The organism is Bacteroides sp. 1_1_14, assembly GCF_000162515.1.
GTDB lineage: Bacteria > Bacteroidota > Bacteroidia > Bacteroidales > Bacteroidaceae > Bacteroides > Bacteroides thetaiotaomicron.
In genome coordinates this window covers 372,599-390,531 of sequence record NZ_GG774702.1, presented here as the reverse complement: position 1 = coordinate 390,531, position 17,933 = coordinate 372,599, and the positions used below count along the sequence as shown (strand labels likewise).

Here is a 17,933-nt window from a genome sequence, read left to right as displayed (position 1 = left end):
TCATACCTGTCTTGTGTCTATGTTGTCAATTCTATCCTAATTCTTCTCGTGCAAACTGCAATTATTATCTTCATCGCATTCGGTGGTTATTTCTGTATGTTTCCTCGGAGGCGTTAGTTTCCTCGGAGGAAATGCCAGTCCCTTTAAAAGGAACGGTCGTTTCCATTAAAAGGAACGCCCGTTCCCTCACTGGGAAACGACAGGTTCCATTATAAGAAATGATAGGAAGCATTAACTCATTTATTGATCAATAATACATGAGTTATCAGTCTTTAATACCTGATTTCTCAACTATTAATAGCTTAAAAATCAAACGTTAATAGATGACACATCAGATATTAACATCCTGTATACCAAAAGATAACATTACAAAAACGATATTAATCAAGACGAGATAGAGTGAGAGCAACCGTTTGCTCTCATACTTGCCACCACGCTTGCTACCACCCCTAAAACATCGATGAATAAAGGGATACAGATGAATAGTTAGAGCATGAGAGCAAAACTGTTATCTAATTCCTTATGGTGCGAACAGAAAAAAGGGACTCTTTTTATAAGAAAAAAAGAGAAATCACTGTTATGTGAGACACTGTCCACAAACTATTCGAAATTCTTTCGATAAATACATCCATTTCTCCATTCCGAACATCCGTAAGCTGTCTTCCCTTTAATGATGGTTCCCTTACCACAAACCGGACACGGTTGTCCGACAAAAGTATCTGCATTACCGGTAGCCGGAGCAGAGGCAGGAACAGCAGCAGAAGGAGTCAGAGCAGGAGACGGAGAAGATGCAGGAACTTTCGGTTCTGCTTTCGCCTTCTTTTCTTTGGGAGCACTTGGTTTACGCTCACGCTTCTTAGGTTCTTTCTTTGCCTTTTCTTCCGTTTGGGCAACTGCCTCCTGAATAGTGATACGCCGGTTCGTATTATCTGAAAGTACGCTCATCACGATTTCAGATACCATTTGCTTCAGTTCTTCGAGGAATTGACGGGCATCGTAAGTCTTCTTTTCAATCTCACGTAGTTTCTTTTCCCATATACCGGTCAGTTCCGCAGATTTCAGCAGTTCTTCGTGGATAATCTGTACCAGTTCCACTCCCGTAGGGGTGGCTATCAGGTTCTTTCTTTCCTTGCGGATATAGTTTCGCTTGAACAACGTCTCGATAATGGCGGCACGGGTAGACGGCCGACCGATACCATTCTCCTTCAGAGCATCACGGAGTTCGTCATTATCCACCAACTTTCCAGCTGTTTCCATCGCACGAAGCAATGTTGCTTCCGTATAAGGTCTGGGCGGTTGCGTCCACTTCTCATTCAAGTCCGGAACATGAGGACCACTTTCCCCCTTGACAAAAGCAGGAAGTACATTTTCATCCTCTTCCTCTTTTTCTTCGGAAGTATCTTTCACATCTTTGGCAAAAACGACACGCCATCCCGGCTCCAGAATCTGTTTGCCGGTTACTTTAAATTCTATCTTGTCCACTTCACCCATCACGGTAGTGGTAGAAATCTTACAATCGGGATAGAACACCGCTATAAAACGACGGGCTATCAGGTCATAGACACGACGTTCCATATCCGTCAGATTCTGTGCATAAACGCCTGTAGGGATAATGGCATGGTGATCTGTTACCTTCGAATTATCAAATACCTTTTTCGATTTAGGCAATGAAGCACCTGCCAAAGGAGCAGTCAGCACCTCATAGTCCCGAAGGCCTTTCAATATTCCGGGACACTTCGGATAAATATCGTCACTCAAGAAAGTGGTATCGACACGCGGATAAGTAGCCACTTTCTTTTCATAAAGCGACTGAATCAGCTTCAGCGTTTCATCAGCGGAATAGGCAAACTTCTTATTACACTCTACCTGAAGGGAAGTCAGGTCGAACAGACGCGGAGCATATTCCTTTCCATCCTTCTTGCCGACATTGGTGACAATGAACGGAAGGTCTTTTATGCGTTCCACCAGCGCTTCCCCCTCCTCCCGGTTGGCGATAGGGTCGATGCCGGGATTGTCTATCTTCTTCTTTCCGCCACTCTTTTCTTCTTCCGCAGCAATTTCTTCATCGCTTTTACGGATCAGAGCAGAAAAGGTGGTATCACGATAATTTGTTTTCAGTTCCCAGTATTGTTTCGGCTGGAAGTTGGCGATCTCCAGTTGACGGTTGACAATCAATGCCAGCGTAGGAGTCTGCACACGGCCGATGGAAAGCACTTGTTTGTTCTGACCGTATTTGATAGTATAAAGACGGGTAGCATTCATTCCCAGCAACCAGTCCCCCATTGCACGGGAAAGTCCCGCTTCATACAGTGATTGAAAGTCGGCCTGATCCTTTAGTTTGGCAAATCCTTCGCGGATCGCCTCTTCTGTCAGCGAAGAAATCCAAAGACGTTTCACCGGACAGCGGGCACCTGCCTTCTGCATCACCCAACGCTGGATCAATTCTCCTTCTTGGCCGGCATCACCGCAGTTGATGATTTCATCTGCATTCTGCATCAGTCCCTCGATAATGTGAAACTGCTTTTCGTAAGTAGGGTTCTCTATCAGCTTGATGCCGAACCGTGGTGGAATCATCGGTAAGCTACCCAAGTTCCATGATTTCCAGTTAGGGGTGTATTCATGCGGCTCTTTCAAGGTACAAAGATGACCGAATGTCCAGGTTACCTGGTATCCGTTTCCTTCTATATACCCTTCTTTTCTTGTATGAGCGCCGAGTACTTCGGCTATATCACGTGCTACAGACGGCTTTTCGGCTATGCAAACTATCATTTTTTCTCTTCTTGTTTTTATACTAACAGTCTACAAAGTTACATGATTATTTCTCACTGACCGCATAAAGACGAAAAAAACAGTAGCATGACTCATTTACGATAGCCCCCGTACAATGACTTTCGGGTCATCATACGAGGGCTTCCGGATATTACCAGTCTTTCTTAAACGCATAATAATCTGCTGCCGCCTTTCTAGTTTCCATATTGGAACTCCACATATAGGAACCGTCACCTATCATTTCCGGGTCGGGATTCATATCATACAGCATCATGGTGGCATACATCATTGTACCCACTACCACGCCTTCTTTTCCATAATCCATATATGGCATATCACCAAAAACATAGAATTTATTGTTGATCACCGTTTCTCCGTCGCACAACATCATCAACTTTTCATCGACTTCCATCATCTCATCTTCAGGCAATTCCATCATTTCCGGTATAAAGACCGAGGCATACTTTTCCATCGGTATACCAAGTATCGGTTTCAATTCTGCATCTGCGGCATAAGGATTCAAAAAGTCGGTGAGCGAACTCCAAGCATAATCCAGATAGTCTCCGGCACGTATCCCTGCCTGTTCTTCACAAAGAGACTGAGTCGTTTCACGCGTATCGACCATCGTCAACAATTTGTCGGGCATGCCCGTTTTCAATGCTTTTATCAACTTAGCATACGAGGTATCGTTGACAGGGGATGCTCCTTCCTTTTCGTAGCCGGCTCCTTCATCCCACAAGTTCACCCCGTCCAGTTTGAAAGTGGCGACAGCGGCTTTCACCTGTGCGACAAAGTCATTGATCTGACCATCCGACAGATTGGCAAATCCCAGACCGGTACCTCCACCTTTGATTACCAGACAGACTTTCATTCCGGTCTGCCTCAACGGCTGAAGATAGCGTGCATTGTTTTTCAGGACATGCTCCATATCCAGCGTATACGTCAGCATGGCACGTCCTTGCGTCTGTGTCAGAAAAGCTGTGCGGACGTTTACTATATCTATGGTAGGACATCGCAGTACCAATTCTTCTGTCCACGGGTTAAAATAGAACTTGCTCACTGTAGATATATACTGGTCGGCTATCAGTGGATTCATGACTTCCGTATCTACATAAGCAACAGCCAAAAACTGCTTTCCTTCACGTGACGGAGGCACGATCGCAGAAATGATATATTCTACCTTTCCATACATTTCACCTGTCGCTACATCCGTAGCAAAAAATGGGAACAAAACATCCTCTCGCCCGAGATTTTCATTTTTAAAAAGGAGTTTAACTTTCGCAGACTGACGTTCACCGGCAGCAATAGTCACAGTCGTCTCACGCCCTCCGTTTATCAGGAAGTTATCGGCCAAAGGAATGGATATTCCCTCTATCGGATCGACAGCGTTGGCGGATACCGTCATATTATGCTCTTTCTTGAAATCTATTACATACTGCATGGCATACGGCGATACATATCCGCCTTCGTCCGGTTCCAGATAACGTTCATCCATTGCGATTTTCAGTGTCAGATCCTTTTCTGCCGGCTTGCTCAAAACAAAACAGACTTCATCTTCGACTCCTGCATCGGTCAGACCTCGATTTTCTTGTTCCGAACTCCCTGCTATAAGTTGTATGATCGCATTCCCCGGCGAAGTGGTACTATTAAAATACCCCAAGCTTGTTACTGTTTCTTCCGGCACGGTCGACTTGTCGTGTCCGACATCGGGATTAAGCAGTGCAGCGTCTTCCTCACAAGCGGTCATCACCGACAGAAGTAACATTCCGACTCCTATATATGATAATATTCGTTTCATAATTATGTTGAGTTAATTAGGTTATTGTTCTTGATTCACTTTAGGCACTTCGATTCCGCTAGGCCATAGTTCCGCATCGGTCTTGGGATATGTCTCCACGTGCGTTGCATCTTTCCAGTAAGGAATCACTTTCGCATCATTTCCGTTGCCTGTACGGTCGGCAATGGTCATTCCTGTGCCTTCGTCAAACTTCCAGTATGCACACAGGTTCGCTTCGGACTGCGGTTCGGGAATATCATACATATTCTTGTAGATTTCCTCCTGTGTCCGTGTTACCTTCCAGATACGGGCTTCGCAGATTTCTCCGTCCAGATGACGGCTCGGATCACTCGACTCTCCGTAAGAACGTCCGAAGTAGAAATTGAAATCACCTCCGTTACCAAATTCATTATCCGCTGCCTTATCTCCCAGATTAAGAGTGGTCAGGTCGGACTTTCCATGATTGTTATCTATGTGCTGTAACTGTCCGTTTACATAGAAACAGATGGTCTTTGCTGCCAAATCCCATGTCAGGGCTATGTGATACCATTCTCCGGCCGTCAGTTGTTTGCGCTTGTCCTCACCGGGGAATTTGCCTACCGGCGTCTGCACTTGCAGCTGCTGGCGCGGGAAACTGGAATCACCAAAACGCATACATAAATATTGTTCGATTCCCATAATAGAGGAAATCTCTTTCTCAAACTGATTGACCCGAACGATTACTTCCATCGTAATAGCAGTCATATTATTTACCACATCGGCTGTCGGACTCCCCTTGTCGAATCCGGGAACAGCCACATATACATTTTTCAGATTGATGGCAGTAGTAATGGCACTCGACCGCCGGACCAGATAGTACATAGTACGAGAGCCGTTCATCAGTCCTACTTCATTCACTCCTTCGATAGTCAACGGACAAATATAGGTCGCGTCAATTTCCAGTTCATCCAGTCCGGTGAATTGAATAGCCGCTTCCGATGAAGTCGTTTTTCCTGCCGGAATGGTGACGGCTTCTGCTGTCAGCTTATAATGCCTGGCGGGCAATACTTCATACTGAGTATCATTCTTTGCATTGTACGCATCTGCCAGAGAAGGGTTTATCTGTAAGCGGACGGTTACGTCCACCCCAACCGGATAAGTCAGCTTGGCGGTAAACTTCTTGGTCTGCTCCGTCACTCTCCGGTTGAAAGTGAACGATTCTACATTACGAATCTCAGCCACACTAAGATAGGCAGAATTATCAAACGGGGAATGATCACTATAATCCGTATTATCGCAGGCGGTAAAGAGCATTGTCCATACACAGCCTGTCAGTAAAAAGAGTTTTCTCATTGTTTCCTCCTTACTTTATTTACCCTTTGCGGGGTTCAGCTGCTGAATAAGCCCGCGGGTTTGTTTATAAATAATGTCACTGTTATAATAGTCAGTACCTACATCGTAGATACCCACTCCCGCCAGTGGTCCTGCATTTTGGGCAAAATATGCCGCCCGATTCAGAGAAGAATGAACTGTCTTGTCATTGTCGGTCACTGTACGCCCGTGTACACTTCCCAGCATCAGACGTTCGGCGCTTACTCCCCAGTTCAAAGCATGATTGATGGCCATTTCCAGATCATAATCATCGGCGGCTGCGGAAACATCGACGATATAGTAATCGAATACGCTGCGCTGTGCTTCGGACACCAGCAACGGAGTTCCTTCGAATATCAGCAGACAGTCTGTCTGCCCCAAAGCATCCGCCAATGTTTTCACCACAGACTCATCTACGGAAGATGCGGAAGCTAACGTCACACCGTCAAACGTTCCGGCACGTACGGCATCAATGGCAGCAGAGAGAGCAGCGTTCAGTCCTTCGGCAGCCGAAGCGTCAATATAATACAGCACCCGTGTTCCGTAGTCAGTACGTACCAGTTTCATATCTTCACGGTCGAACCCGGAAAGACGGCCGGCATTGCGCATGGATACCAGATCGATACTGTCCGGCAACGCACGCAGGAAGTCTTTCTCACTGGACGATACTTCCGGCGCATTGTCCAGCCGTGCATAGACCAGTGCGTGCTTGGCGGCCTTATACGCCCGCAGCTTCTGGGTATAAGCGGCATATTGCTCCGGATTCTGTTCCTTGAACCCGTTTATCTCACTATCATGAATTTCCATCTCCGTCCAGTCATCGCAACTGACAGGAACCATCAACAGAAAGACAGACAGCAAACACAGATTTAATATTGGTTTATATTTCATAATCTCATTGATTTAAGAGGTTCTATAAAGTTCATTGTTAATTCCCCGAATGATTTTTCACGTCCCACCAAAGCCGTGTTCCGGCAGCATCGGGTCCGTTCAGCATTTGTACGGCTTGTCCGATGTAGGTCGGATTCGAGTTATACTCATCGGCCGGGAAAGGCAGACGGCGGGGGCCTATAGTTACGTTAACACTGTTGTTGGGGTCTTTATTTTCCACCACAGGCAGCAGTTTGGGATAACCCGTACGACGGTGCTCAGCCCATGCTTCCACTCCGAGCGGAAAGATGGCAATCCACTTCTGAGTGATAATACGTTCCAGATTCTTTTCAAAGTTAGCGGCACCCGGTTCCCAGGCTATAGTAATAGTGCTTACGGCATCATGGCTGTATTCTCCCATCGGATCTACATAGTCAGCGGGAACTTTCTCATCATCTTTCACATACGCATCGGCTCCCGACGCTTTGCGCTCGTCAAATGATAAGGAGACTGCTTTCTCGTACAACGCCTGCGCTTCTCCGCCCATTGCCCAGCCACGTAATGCGCCTTCGGCACGAAGGAAAGTCACTTCGGCAGCATTCATCCACAGATAAGGGTCGGTGCTGCTGATGATCTGTTTGGAGTAAAGGTTAATCATATCATCTTTCTTTTTGGTGAAGATGCCGATGCGTACTCCATAGAAATCGTACACGTCCACCTTCTCGCCCTCCTGATCGACCGTTTGCACGCCCTTGACAAGCATCTTGTCCAGTCGGGGATCGTCGTAGCCTTTCATAATGGATACGAGGTCGGCACTGATACGGTAGTCACTCCAGTTATTGAACAGCAATTCGGAGCGATTCTCTGCCACGTGCAGCGCTGCATTATCATCGTTCGATTCTATGACGCCGGCGGCTACGGCAGCTTCTGCCACACGCTGCGCTTCCGCAGGTTTCACGTAGCTCATCCGCATGGCGATGCGCAGCTGCATGGAGTGCACGAATCTGCGCCATTTCGTTATATTTCCGTAGTAAAGGTCTTCCAGCTTGCGAAAAGCTTCGGACGAAAGGTCTTTATTTTCTTCCAGCACTTTGTCCGCTTCTTCGAGTTCTTTCAGCATCTGCGTGTACACCTGTTCCTGCGAATCGTAGGCTACCGCAAGGTCTTCACCTGAGTTATCATCACTCATCATGTTGGAGTAAGGAATCGGACCGTACATATCCGTCACCCGGTGCATGATACATACGCGAAGTACTTTTCCGAAAGCCAGCGCCACGGGGTCGTCCGTCTTGTTCAGCATATCGCGGTATTGCGGATACATCTCCGTGATAGGGTCGGCAAAAGGAGATTTGAGCCATCCCTGCTCGGGGTTGAAGGTCGAAAACTTCATCACCCAAGTATCTACGATGCCTTCCAGATAACCTCCGTAGGCTCCTCCTGCCATCGCATCCATAAATTGGTACAGGTGTTCACGGGTCGGGATCACCAGTCCCTGCATTCCTCTCAGTGTAGCGCCGACGATATGGTTCTCTCGCTGCATCTCTTCCGCATCCGCCTCGTATATGCTACGATTGATTTCACTGTCGAAACAGCCGCCCAAAGGCAGCATAAATACCGAAAGGATCATTATTTGAAAGTAATATATTCGTTTCATGCCAATCATAGTATTTAGAAGTTTATCTTAATGTTGAATCCTATATTCCGGGTACTCGGCATCATGAAGTAGTCGATTCCCTGATAATAGTTGTTCGTAGTAGCTACTGCTTCGGGGTCGAAAGGAGCTTTGCAGTAGATCATCCAGAGATTTTTGCCGACAAGGGAAACATTGACGTCACACACATTGCCCAGCCAACGGCGGGGGATGGTATAGCCGATACGTGCTTCCTGCAAGCGAAGATTGGTTGCACTGTAAGTATAGTAAGTAGGCAAACCGCTTTGCGACGCTACTACCGAATAAAAACCTTGCGGATTCACTCGGCTGCGTCCGTTGATCCATACTCCGCCCGCATCACGTGCGGCGGCAGAAGTCTCGGATACGCCGTAAAGGTCGAGATAAGCCTGTGTAGCCGAATAGGCGATGCCGCCCAGACGGGCTGTCAGCAGGAATCCTACATTGACGCCTTTGTAAGAGAAACTGTTGTTCCATGCCAGGTTCGCTTTGGGAAGTACACTACCCAGTTTGATGTCACCGGCATTGTCTATCGCAGTCACATTGCCGTCATTGTCCACCAGTACATTGCCATTGATATCCCGTTTCAAGTCGGCATGAGTATAAAGGTCGCCCAATGTACCGCCTTCTTTCAGGATAAACTTCGCTTTTCCGAATCCGCGTCCTTCATCGGTTTTCAGTTCCAGTTTGTCGACGTTATATGTTTTTCCGCTTTCCGGGTGGATATAGTCTTTCACCAGTTCCACGATTTCATTCTTATTGGTCGAGAAGGTGAAACTGCTGTCCCATCCGAAGTCTCCCCAACGATGCCCGTAAGACAACATAGCCTCAAAACCGTAGTTACGCACGTATCCGGTCTGAACATACAATTTGTCGTATCCCGAAGATACGGGGAGTTGCGGATCGAATGTCTGATTGTAGGTATTGGCATAATAGAACGATCCGCTTACTTTCAAATCTTTCCATAAAGTTGCATCCAGCCCTATTTCCCACGAATCGGTACGTTCGGGATAGAGCTTCCCGATGGGATAATGCGTCTGTGATTTCCAGTCCTGCTTGTTGGCGTCATAAGCATAGGTAGGATAAGTGAGGAAACGCGGATAGGGCGTACCAACGGAACTGAACGAACCGCGTACTTTGAGATAATCGATCCATTCCGGGAGTTTCACCATTTCGGAAATAACCGCCGAGAGTCCCACAGACGGATAAAAGAAAGACGCCTGCGGAGAATTGGTCAACTGGGATGCCCAGTCATTACGTCCGGTCAGAGTGAGGTAGAGCATACTCTTCCAGCCCACTTCCGCACTGGCAAAAACAGATTCCGTAGCTTCACGCCAGCCGACTTGCGTGGCACGTTTCTTGGCATTGTCCAAGTCATAAACATTGAAGAGATTCGGAATACCTGTATCCCGTATCGGACCGGCATAGCCCAGTTCCTTGCTGGTGACGCCGCTATAGCTGGCACCGATATTGGCAACGATGGTAAAGTCCTGAATACGTTTATTGATATTCACAAGAACGTCCGCATAAGTCTGCGAGTATTGCCCGTTGTTTACGGTGTAATGTCCCTGCGTGCTGCCATCCGTCAATGTGGTGCTGGTGCTTGCATAGAGTTTGCCTTCATATTCGCTGTGAGTATTGTCTATACGCACTCGTCCGGCTACATTCAGCCAGTCAAGAATCTGATAACTCAGGCCTGCCGATGCCATATAACGCTTCTTATTGTTAAGCCGGAGATTGCGGTAAGCAATCCAGTAAGGATTCTGCATACGAAGATCGCCTTCGCCCTGCGGCCAGAACTGGACACTGATCTTTCGCGCCTCATCCCAGCGTTCGAAGTTCTTTATCAGCGAAAAGTCGTCTCCCCGCGGGAAGAGATAAGCGGAAACCAGCGGATTGGAATACTGTCCCTGATTGGTCATATTCCGGTCGTTCTGAAGAATATAACTGGCACTCACATCCAGTTTCATCTTATCATTCAGGAAACTGGTCGTATTGCGGAAAGTAAAATTATAACGGTTATACCGGTTGTTCGGAACCATCCCCGCCGAATTAACGGCTGCCGCCGAGAAGAAGGTCTGATTCTTGTCCGTACCGGTGGATAAAGTGACAGAGTTGGTATATACCGCACCCGTATCGAAGAAGTCCGTTGGTTCGTAACCGTTCTGAGCTGCCGGATTCAGCTTCGGTCCCCAACTGTAAATGCTGGAATTGCCGGCTTTGCCATTACTTCCCGTCCCGTAACGCCCTTGAAAATCGGGCATCTTAAAAGGATTCAGCCACTCAAAGCCGCTCGATACTCCTACCTGCAACTTACCGATTTCGCCCTTTTTCGTAGTAATCACAATGGCGCCATTCGCCGCATTGCTACCGTAAAGGGCAGCCGCAGCCGCTCCCGTCAACACGGAAATGCTCTCAATATCTTCCGGATTGATATCCGCAATTCCTTCACTGGCACCCTTTGAACCAAATTCCGTATCGCCTCCGCCTCCGAAATTGTACATCGGAATACCGTCGATGACGTACAAGGCATTACTGCTCTGCTCGATGGACTTCGTACCGCGCATCACGACTCTGCTGGCTCCACCGACTCCGGAAGAACTCGTATTAATCGTAACGCCCGCCACTTTACCGTTCAGACTATTAATGAAGTTTGCATCCTTTATCTGAGTCAGTTCATCAGACTTCACTTGCTGCACATTGTAACTCAACGCTTTCTGCTCGCGTTTGATACCAAGTGCCGTTACCACGACTTCACTTAGCAACTTGGCGTCCGAAGCCAGCTGAACATTATACGTATTCTGCACACCCACCTTTACTGTTTGCGGAGCATAGCCTACATAAGTGATGCTGAGCGTACTGCCAACGGGGGCTTCAATTGTAAAGTTACCGTCCAGATTGGTGATCGCTCCGATGGTCGTACCTTCTACAAGTACGTTTACACCGATCAGAGGTTCGCCCTGCTCGTCCAGTACCTGTCCGGTGATCCGCTTGGCAGATACCAGTTCGGTTGCTTTCTTTTCTTCCGGAACGATAATGACATATTTTCCTTTCAACTGGTAGGTATAGCCCGTACCTTTAAGGATTTCTTTCAGAGAGGTTTCCAAGGTCGCTTTTTCCAAAGCGAGATCAATGGAAGGCTTGTTGATCAACTGTGATTCGTTGTAGCCGACAGACAATTTCGTCTGCTTCTCCACTTCTTTCAGTGCCTCGATGACGGATATATTTTTCTTATGAATCGTAATCCGTGCATGGTTGCCTTGAGAAAAAGCGGGTGTCGATAAAAGCAGGCAGCACAAAAAAAGCATAAATACTCGACTCATTGCCTGCTTATTGACTATAAATTCATAAATTTGCTGCATCTTCTTAGTATTAGTTTATACAGATATAGTTAGATTCTCGGATTTAGTAGCGTCTGGGTAACGCTAATAGTAAGAATTTTGATTTCACATCCGGAGGAAGCTGCAACCTTCTTCCGGATATTTTTTCAACATAGGCTTTCTGTTTTTCAAGGTTAATGAATCAGGTTTATTCAGTTAGATGACTCAGATAGCATTTGTCCCCCACAATCTTATACTCCAGATTTCCCGTCACACGGGCAATAATATCCAGTACCTCTTCTATCGATGCATTCGGTCCGAAGCTGAGATTGAACCGGTCTTCCCTCAAACTGCGGAAACTATACACAAAGGTATACGGATATTTGCGTTCCAGTCGGGTGAAAATCTCCTCCATCGTCATACTGCGGAATACAATTTCACCCCGATGCCAAGCCGTAACATCCTGCATATCGGGACGGAGCACACTGCCCGAACGGGTACGCTTGTTATATGCCAGCTGTTCGTTCGGTTCCAATATCTTCTGTTCTTTCTGATCGTTATATTCTACCAATACCTTTCCGGAAATTAATGTAGCCATCACTTCTTCCTCTTCCGGATAAGCGGTCACATTAAATTCTGTTCCCAAGGCAGTAATCTGGAAGTCAGATGCCTTCACGATAAAAGGATGTCGCTCGTCCCGCTTTACTTTAAAGTCTGCCTCGCCTACCAGATATACACAGCGTGTATCACCGGTAAACCGCTGCGGATAAAGCAAAGTGCTTCGGGAGTTGATCATCACCTGCGTGCCATCCGGCAAAGTAATATTCCTTGTCTCGGCAGTAGGGATATAAGCCTGCAATACGTCCGGTGCCTGCCGGTTCTGCACAGCCAGATAGACGGCAACCGAGGATACGGCGATCAGCAATGCTGCCGCCACTCTCCAAGCAACCAGTCGGGTATGAAGAGTACGAATCCGCCGTCTTGTACCGATTCCGGTCAATTCGTGCATCCGCTCCAAAGAATGCTGATAATCGGACGTCGTTACCGATTCGGTATTTTCCCAAAGTTCATTCAGGGTCTGTTCTTTTTCATTGGTATGTTCTTCGTCAGTCAACCATGCACGAAAGTCCTGATCGACTTCTTTCGGATAGTCGTGTTTTATGTAACGGCTGATAATATCGTGAATATAATTCTTCATAAAAGTATTTATTGGTTTATAGAAACGCTTACATAAATACCACTACTCAGAAAGCCAAACTACGGGAACAGAACGGGCAGTATAACAAACATTAACACTTTGCGCAGTTCTGTCAATGTCTTATAGATATGGTCTTCTACCGTGCGTACAGGGATTTGCAGTTTTTCGGCTATTTCTTTATGAGAAAGTCCTTCTATACGGCTCATCTCAAAAACCTGTTTCCGGCGGGGAGGCAACTGATTAAGTGCCAGTTCGACAAGCAGCACGATCTCTTTATAGTAAAGATTTTCGAGAAGGGAGGTGTCTTCATCGCACAGTTCACCGATTAATTGCGAACGGATGATATGACTTTCATACTCCTGTTCCACCTTTTGATGCTTGAACAGGTTGAAGATTTCATTTCGGGTAACTGTATAAAGATAACCTGTCATAGACTCCTGCCCCTGCCACAGATCGGGACGGGTCCACAACTTTAGAAAAATATTCTGAGCGATATCTTCCGCATCTTCCTCTGACTTAGTCAACAAGCGTGCAAAGTTCTTGACACGCGGGAAGTTGGCAGCATAAAATTGCTCAAAACGGGCATCCATGTCATTTGTCTTTTCATTCATTCGCTTAGTTTTTGCAATGAAGGGGTAGACAAATATAAGCAAATCTCAGCTATGACAAAGAATGCTGGAAAAAAGGTATCCCGTCCTGTCGGTCTGGTATAACCGAAGGGCGGGATAAACTATTATTTACAAGAAAAAACGTTGTGTTTATTCTTCATCCATCAGGATTTCCAGAATCTGGCAAGCAGCCTTCGCTACCGGAGTACCGGGACCGAAAATAGCAGCTACACCTGCCTTATACAGGAAGTCATAATCCTGTGCAGGGATAACACCGCCGGCAATTACCACGATATCTTCACGACCCAGCTTTTTCAGTTCTTCCATAATCTGCGGAATCAACGTCTTGTGTCCGGCAGCCAATGAAGAAACACCTACTACGTGAACGTCATTTTCTACAGCTTCACGGGCAGCTTCCGCCGGAGTCTGGAACAATGGTCCCATGTCTACGTCGAAGCCACAGTCTGCATAACCGGTTGCTACCACTTTGGCACCACGGTCGTGACCGTCCTGTCCCATCTTCGCAACCATAATACGAGGTTGACGTCCCTCTTTCTTAGCAAACTTCTCAGCCAGTTCACATGCACGCTTGAAGTCGCCATCGTTTTTACTTTCTGATGAATACACGCCTGATATTGTTCTAATTATTGCTTTATAACGTCCTACAACCTTTTCGCAAGCATAGGAGATTTCACCCAGCGTTGCACGAACACGAGCAGCTTCTACAGCCAGTTCCAGCAAGTTACCCTTACCGGTCTCCACACATTCGGTGATGGCTGCCAGTGCTTTGTCCACTTCTGCCTGGTTACGTCCTTCTTTCAAACGTTTCAGGTTCTCGATCTGTTCAAGACGAACTGCCGTGTTATCAATCTCAAGGATATCAATCGGAGCTTCTTTTTCCAGACGATATTTGTTCACACCAACAATAGTCTGAGAACCGCTGTCGATACGGGCCTGCGTACGAGCAGCAGCCTCTTCGATACGCATCTTAGGAATACCGGTCTCGATAGCTTTCGCCATACCACCCAGTTTTTCTACTTCCTCGATACGTTCCCAAGCCTTGTGAGCCAGTTCGTTGGTCAGAGCTTCTACGTAGTAAGAACCGCCCCATGGGTCAACGTTCTTACAGATATAGGTTTCTTCCTGAATATAAATCTGAGTATTACGGGCAATACGTGCGGAGAAGTCTGTCGGTAGGGCAATAGCCTCATCCAGCGCATTGGTATGCAAAGACTGTGTATGTCCCAAAGCGGCAGCCATAGCTTCGATACAAGTACGTCCTACGTTATTGAACGGGTCTTGTTCTGTCAGCGACCAGCCGGAAGTCTGAGAGTGTGTACGCAATGCCAGTGATTTCGGATTCTTCGGATTGAATTGTTTTACAATCTTAGCCCACAACATACGGGCAGCACGCATCTTCGCGATTTCCATGAAGTGATTGGTACCAATCGCCCAGAAGAAAGACAGACGGGGAGCGAACGCATCGATATCGATACCTGCCGCTGTTCCGGCACGCAGATATTCCAGACCGTCGGCCAATGTATAAGCCAGCTCGATATCTGCCGTCGCACCTGCTTCCTGCATGTGGTAACCGGAGATAGAGATGGAGTTGAACTTAGGCATCTTCTGCGAAGTATATTCGAAAATATCGGAAATAATCTTCATAGAGAATGCAGGCGGATAGATATAGGTATTACGCACCATGAACTCTTTCAGAATATCATTCTGGATAGTACCGGCCATTTCTTCGAGTTTAGCACCCTGTTCCAGACCTGCATTAATATAGAATGCCATAATCGGAAGTACCGCACCGTTCATCGTCATAGACACGGACATCTTGCTCAAAGGAATACCGTCGAACAAAACTTTCATGTTTTCGAGTGAGCAGATAGATACACCAGCCTTACCTACGTCACCTACCACACGTTCGTGATCGGGGTCATAACCGCGGTGAGTAGCCAAGTCAAATGCTACGGACAAACCTTTCTGACCGGAAGCCAGGTTACGGCGATAGAAAGCATTTGATTCTTCGGCAGTAGAGAATCCGGCGTACTGACGGATAGTCCAGGGGCGAAGAGTGTACATCACTGAATACGGACCACGCAGATAAGGAGGAAGTCCGGCAGCATAGCCGAGGTGTTCCATTCCTTCGAGGTCCTCTTTTGTATAAACAGGCTTCACGTCAATGTGTTCCGGTGTATTCCAATCAGCGGAAATACCGTTAGCCTTTTGCCATTCAGCACCGTTAGCGGGCTGAAATGCAGCATATATATCTAAGTTTTTAAAATCTTTTCTCATCTTACTTCAATAGTTTGGCGTTAAACTCTTTCAAGGTATCCAATACGTTGACACGCACGTGGATGAAGTTCTCGATACCTGCTGCCTTCAGTTCATCCATACAGGCGGGAGCACCTGCTACGATAAACATAGCACGGCCGTCCAATGCATGGTATGCCGGCACCGCATATTCCGCATATTCGTCATCGCTTGAACAGAGAACTACAATGTCAGCTTTAGCAGCCATAGCAGCTTCTACTCCGGCTTCCACCGTTTCGAATCCGAGGTTGTCAATAACTTCATATCCGGCACAAGCGAGGAAGTTGCAAGAGTATTGCGCACGTGCCTGACGCATAGCCAGATTACCGATAGTCAGCATGAATGCTTTCGGACGTTTGCCGGAAGCTTCCGTTTCAAGACGCAACGCCTCAAATTCGCTGGCAGCACGGTCAAATACCAAAGTATCCACATCTTTCTCGCAAGTATGAGCATCACCTCCGCAGCAGCATTTAGCTTCTATCGGCTGTTTCTCGCCTGCTTTTTCATTGAAGTTCGGGAACTGGTTGGTACCCAGTAGCACTTCACGACGTTGAGCAACTGCCTTATGACGAGCCTTGTTGCTTTCGTTCACTGCTGCCTGAACTGTACCGGCTTTCAGTGCAGCATAGAAACCGCCTGCCTCTTCTACGGCAAGGAAAAGTTCCCACGCTTGTTTAGCGATAGACACTGTCAGGTTCTCGATATAATAAGAACCGGCAGCCGGGTCAATCACTTTATCAAAATGAGATTCTTCTTTCAGTAGCAACTGCTGGTTACGTGCAAGGCGTTCAGAGAATTCATCCGGAGTCGAATAGGTCTTATCGAACGGAACGACTGTCATTGAATCCACACCTGCCAATGCAGCACTCATCGCTTCAGTCTGTGTACGAAGCAAGTTCACATGAGCGTCAAACAAAGTAAGATTGAAAGTGGAAGTTTCGGCATGAACCGCCATCTTCGCAGCACAACGACATTCTCCATTAGCCCCCTTATTATCGCAATCACGCAAGCATTCAGGATGGTAAGAAGCTACAATGTTTGCCCACAGCATACGTGCTGCACGGAATTTTGCAATTTCAAGGAAGTAGTTGGAACTGATACCGAAGTTGAACTTAATTTTCTTGGCTACTGTAGCAGCAGGGATACCTGCGTCTGTCAGCTGGTTCATGTATTCATTACCCCATGCCAATGCATAACCCAGTTCCTGAGAAATGTAAGCTCCGGCATTATTCAGCGAGATTGCATTTACATTCAGTACACGATAGAAAGGAAGCGGTTGGATAGCTTCGATCAAGGCTTTGGCAGTTTGAACCATATCGCCTTTTTCTTTACCGCGAGTCAGCATCTTGTTAAAGAAGTCATAATTGACAGAACCTCTCAGTTTCTTCACATCATAATCCTTCTTCTGGAAATAAGCTACCAGCAGACCGGCCAATTCAACCACATGTCCCTGACAAGTAGAGAAGTTCAGTTCTACACATTCAGCCTGAATATCATTCAACAGTGTTTCAATGTATTCCGCATTGAGTTCCTTTGCTTTTACGTGGAAAGAAAGTGAGTCAACACCTTTGTTCAGAATATCCAGTGCTTTGGCATTGGCTTCCTTCGGGCATTCTACTTTGATTTCCTGACGAACCAACCACTCATTATTGTTCTTCTTGGTTCCTCTCAGATAAGGAAATTCTCCGGGAAGTGCATCTGTTGTTTTCAAACCCTCCAGATCTTCCATCCGGTAGAAAGGTTTCACTTTGAACCCTTCGTTTGTCTTCCAAACGAGCTTCTTCTCAAAATCAGCACCTTTCAAATCGGCTGTAACCTTCTCCATCCATTGTTCGGTGGAGACAGGAGAAAAGTCTGAGAAGAGTTTTTCTTTTTTGTCTGCCATAGTTTATTTAAAATTAAAACAAGAATTAATATTGTCTTTATTTTTATTTGTCTCTTTCTAAATGTCAGTCGTTCGACTTGCAAATATAATTAATAAGTTCGAACGATTCTTCTTTTTAGAAAAAATTCGCACTACAGGTTACAGAGAGAAAATGAAGAATGATAAACTAAG

Annotated in this window: 10 protein-coding genes; all 10 read right to left on the bottom strand. The window is 46.6% G+C overall.

Annotated elements, in window-relative coordinates:
- Window positions 1-600 precede the first annotated feature (600 nt).
- The 10 genes from HMPREF9007_RS22755 to mutA all read right to left on the bottom strand — a co-directional run bounded on the left by HMPREF9007_RS22755 (window position 601) and on the right by mutA (window position 17,762).
- Entirely contained in the window at window positions 601-2,769 is a 2,169-nt protein-coding gene (locus HMPREF9007_RS22755) for a DNA topoisomerase 3 (protein ID WP_008759804.1), read from the bottom strand.
- Between the two features lie 151 nt (window positions 2,770-2,920).
- The gene (locus HMPREF9007_RS22760) at window positions 2,921-4,567 is read right to left on the bottom strand and encodes a glycosyl hydrolase family 18 protein (RefSeq protein ID WP_016268581.1); all 1,647 of its coding nucleotides are present in this window, start codon (window positions 4,565-4,567) and stop codon (window positions 2,921-2,923) included.
- A gap of 21 nt (window positions 4,568-4,588) precedes the next feature.
- Window positions 4,589-5,878 carry a DUF1735 and LamG domain-containing protein gene (locus HMPREF9007_RS22765; RefSeq protein ID WP_008759802.1) on the bottom strand — a complete coding sequence of 430 codons (1,290 nt, stop codon included), beginning with the start codon at window positions 5,876-5,878 and terminating at the stop codon, window positions 4,589-4,591.
- 15 nt (window positions 5,879-5,893) lie between these two features.
- The gene (locus HMPREF9007_RS22770) at window positions 5,894-6,787 is read right to left on the bottom strand and encodes a glycoside hydrolase family 18 (protein WP_008759801.1); all 894 of its coding nucleotides are present in this window, start codon (window positions 6,785-6,787) and stop codon (window positions 5,894-5,896) included.
- 37 nt (window positions 6,788-6,824) lie between these two features.
- Complete coding sequence (locus HMPREF9007_RS22775; protein WP_008759800.1) at window positions 6,825-8,429, bottom strand: SusD/RagB family nutrient-binding outer membrane lipoprotein; 1,605 nt, start codon at window positions 8,427-8,429, stop codon at window positions 6,825-6,827.
- Between the two features lie 5 nt (window positions 8,430-8,434).
- Window positions 8,435-11,797, bottom strand: a complete 3,363-nt coding sequence (locus HMPREF9007_RS22780; protein WP_008759799.1) for a TonB-dependent receptor — start codon at window positions 11,795-11,797, stop codon at window positions 8,435-8,437.
- Between the two features lie 166 nt (window positions 11,798-11,963).
- Window positions 11,964-12,953, bottom strand: a complete 990-nt coding sequence (locus HMPREF9007_RS22785; RefSeq protein ID WP_008759798.1) for a FecR family protein — start codon at window positions 12,951-12,953, stop codon at window positions 11,964-11,966.
- 59 nt (window positions 12,954-13,012) lie between these two features.
- Complete coding sequence (locus tag HMPREF9007_RS22790; protein WP_008759797.1) at window positions 13,013-13,564, bottom strand: RNA polymerase sigma-70 factor; 552 nt, start codon at window positions 13,562-13,564, stop codon at window positions 13,013-13,015.
- Between the two features lie 147 nt (window positions 13,565-13,711).
- Window positions 13,712-15,859, bottom strand: a complete 2,148-nt coding sequence (gene scpA / locus HMPREF9007_RS22795) for a methylmalonyl-CoA mutase (protein ID WP_008759796.1) — start codon at window positions 15,857-15,859, stop codon at window positions 13,712-13,714.
- Between the two features lies 1 nt (window position 15,860).
- Window positions 15,861-17,762 (bottom strand): methylmalonyl-CoA mutase small subunit, encoded by a 1,902-nt coding sequence (gene mutA, locus HMPREF9007_RS22800; RefSeq protein ID WP_008759795.1) that lies wholly within the window; start codon window positions 17,760-17,762, stop codon window positions 15,861-15,863.
- Window positions 17,763-17,933 lie beyond the last annotated feature (171 nt).

Bases quoted from the DNA above. Each gene is read 5' to 3' on its own strand.
- HMPREF9007_RS22765 (WP_008759802.1), bottom strand. From the start codon at position 5,878: ATGAGAAAACTCTTTTTACTGACAGGCTGTGTATGGACAATGCTCTTT.
- HMPREF9007_RS22785 (WP_008759798.1), bottom strand. From the start codon at position 12,953: ATGAAGAATTATATTCACGATATTATCAGCCGTTACATAAAACACGAC.
- HMPREF9007_RS22780 (WP_008759799.1), bottom strand. From the start codon at position 11,797: ATGCAGCAAATTTATGAATTTATAGTCAATAAGCAGGCAATGAGTCGA.
- HMPREF9007_RS22770 (WP_008759801.1), bottom strand. From the start codon at position 6,787: ATGAAATATAAACCAATATTAAATCTGTGTTTGCTGTCTGTCTTTCTG.
- HMPREF9007_RS22790 (WP_008759797.1), bottom strand. From the start codon at position 13,564: ATGAATGAAAAGACAAATGACATGGATGCCCGTTTTGAGCAATTTTAT.
- mutA (WP_008759795.1), bottom strand. From the start codon at position 17,762: ATGGCAGACAAAAAAGAAAAACTCTTCTCAGACTTTTCTCCTGTCTCC.
- HMPREF9007_RS22760 (WP_016268581.1), bottom strand. From the start codon at position 4,567: ATGAAACGAATATTATCATATATAGGAGTCGGAATGTTACTTCTGTCG.
- HMPREF9007_RS22775 (WP_008759800.1), bottom strand. From the start codon at position 8,429: ATGATTGGCATGAAACGAATATATTACTTTCAAATAATGATCCTTTCG.
- scpA (WP_008759796.1), bottom strand. From the start codon at position 15,859: ATGAGAAAAGATTTTAAAAACTTAGATATATATGCTGCATTTCAGCCC.
- HMPREF9007_RS22755 (WP_008759804.1), bottom strand. From the start codon at position 2,769: ATGATAGTTTGCATAGCCGAAAAGCCGTCTGTAGCACGTGATATAGCC.